This window comes from Kocuria nitroreducens (assembly GCF_042879195.1).
Lineage (GTDB): Bacteria > Actinomycetota > Actinomycetes > Actinomycetales > Micrococcaceae > Kocuria > Kocuria nitroreducens.
The window spans coordinates 1-2,082 of record NZ_JBHZTC010000058.1 but is presented as its reverse complement, the minus strand read 5'-3'; the positions used below and the strand labels follow the sequence as shown (position 1 = coordinate 2,082).

General features: G+C 62.2%; 3 protein-coding genes. All 3 read right to left on the bottom strand.

What is annotated here, in order from left to right; genetic code table 11:
- Positions 1-81 precede the first annotated feature (81 nt).
- Positions 82-708 carry a hypothetical protein gene (locus tag ACFYE1_RS17295; RefSeq protein ID WP_387745729.1) on the bottom strand — a complete coding sequence of 209 codons (627 nt, stop codon included), beginning with the start codon at positions 706-708 and terminating at the stop codon, positions 82-84.
- A 28-nt stretch (positions 709-736) separates the two neighbouring features.
- Positions 737-1,348, bottom strand: coding sequence for a hypothetical protein (locus ACFYE1_RS17290; RefSeq protein ID WP_387745726.1), 612 nt, complete (start codon positions 1,346-1,348; stop codon positions 737-739).
- Between the two features lie 132 nt (positions 1,349-1,480).
- Positions 1,481-2,023, bottom strand: a complete 543-nt coding sequence (locus ACFYE1_RS17285) for a helix-turn-helix transcriptional regulator (protein ID WP_387745732.1) — start codon at positions 2,021-2,023, stop codon at positions 1,481-1,483.
- Positions 2,024-2,082 lie beyond the last annotated feature (59 nt).

Genomic DNA, 2,082 nt, shown 5'->3' with positions numbered 1-2,082 from the left:
CACCATCTGAGTCTGCACAGACCATCAAATAGCAGATCTGACAGTAGGTCACAATCTGTTGTTGCAGTACTAGGGGACTTCTCAGTTCGGTCGCCCGTCAAAGTAGGCGTCGATGTACTGCTGGAGCACGAGCAGCGACGCCGGGGCAACGTCGTCCAGCGACACATCCTCCAGGTGGTCGAACATGCCAATGTCCCGTTCCACGCTGACCCAGAAGCGGTGTACATCTCGCAGGATCCCTACGGCATCCACGAAGACGTGAGGATCAGGGTTTCGATCCGGGTCCACGATGAACGCCACCAGTTCATGAGTCAGGTCGTGACGATGGTTGTAAATCACCTTCAGCCTGTCAGCCTGCTCTTTGGTGATGGCATCCATGCGCACCAACCATGCGGCGGAAGCCGTGAATCTATAGGTCTTCTCGGACTTGAACCAGCCCTCGGCTCGGGCGGCTTCGATGACATCTTGCTGATATCGCGTCTCGTCGTAGGTGAGCCCGTTTTCGTGGAATCCAACACTGTAGAAGTCGCGCACCCTTTCGAAAATGGCCTGCTTCAGCATCTCGTGAGTGATCTGGTAAAGACCGGCGAACGCCAGCGTGGAACGTATGTTCTGGGGCTCCATCTTCTCCAAGAAGACGCGTCGGAACTCCTCGGAAGAACGGCCACCGAAGGGCTCCCGCTGCTGTCCAGCAGCAGCGTCGGTCACCTTTGCACCCGCGGGGACTGTTCCTGGGCTAGCCGGAGCGGATTCCTTCGATCTCCCGGTCAGCTGCACCAGCACCGACATTGCGCCCGACCCACTGGAAGAAGCGTTCGGCCTCATCGACCAGACTGCTGAGAAAGGGCAACGGCTCAACCATCACCCGGGTCTCATCGACGGTGAAGAAAACCCGGCGCTTGACCGTCTCCAAGGCAATGGGCACCGGCTCGTCCGGGAAATAGGTCAGCGCCTGACCCTCCTGCTGGAACTCCTCGATCACTTGCAACAGGGAGAACCACAGGCTCACCACATCCCATACCCCGCCAGCCGGCATCAGCTCCTGGTCCTGGTAGCGCAGCCGTACAGCCCCTTCGATCCATCCGCCCTCCGCCAGGCGCCGGCGTCGATGCCACACGCGGGCGGCTTCGAGTTTATGGGCGAAGATGTCCAGCAGATGAGTCTCCGGATCGGGGACGATCTCCTCCGGATCGATCAATCCCTCGGTGACGCGGATCAGCGTAGTGCTGGTGACTCGAGCGGTGCGCTGATAGGCCGCCCATGTTGAATCCCCGGGCGTGGACAGCGGCGACTGCCCCTGTGACTGCTCCGTGTCTCCGGGGGAGCAACGGCTCCTCTTCTTGCTCATGCCCGGACACTACCGGGGCCCGCAGTGCTGACCGAGACTGCGCTGTATCACCGGTAGACGTGTCCGTACCACCCACCCAGCTGGACCACCCCAGCCATACACCTCAATTGCAGTTGGGGTTGATTGAGTGACTCACTCGCCCCGACCGTGCACCGGTCTGGCGTTCGCTGGGGGTTCTCCGACCTCGTGGATGGTATGGCCGGCGCAAGCCGTCTTGGTGACGCTGGCCCGCTCGATGCGCGACACGGTGAACCATCGCATCGCGTTGCGCAGTCGGCACCACCCAACCAGGTACCACTGGCCGTTCGCGGAGGCGAACAGCACGGGTTCGACGTCGCGGGTGGTTATGGTCCCATCTCCCGATGTATAGCGAATACGGATCACTCGCTGCTCGGCCATCGCCTCCTCCAGTGACGACCTGATGGCGCGCGAAGAGGAGGGAGGCGCGTTCACCCAGACGCGACCCGCCAGCTCGTCGGCTCTTGCCCGGGTTCTGGGATCGAGGACGTCCAGGATCTTCTGGATCCCGGCTGCTGCCAGATCGGCGTAGGGGGCATCGGGTGCAGCGGACACGGCCGCCATGAGCGCCACGGCCTGCGCTGGGGACAGGCTGACAGGTGGCAGGGACGCCCCTACAGCCAATCCGTAGCCACCGCCCGGACCGGTCAAGTCCATTTGCGTGGTGTAACGCAGTCCCCGCGTGATTCTTGGGGTGGTCAGGCGCTGAGGGCCAG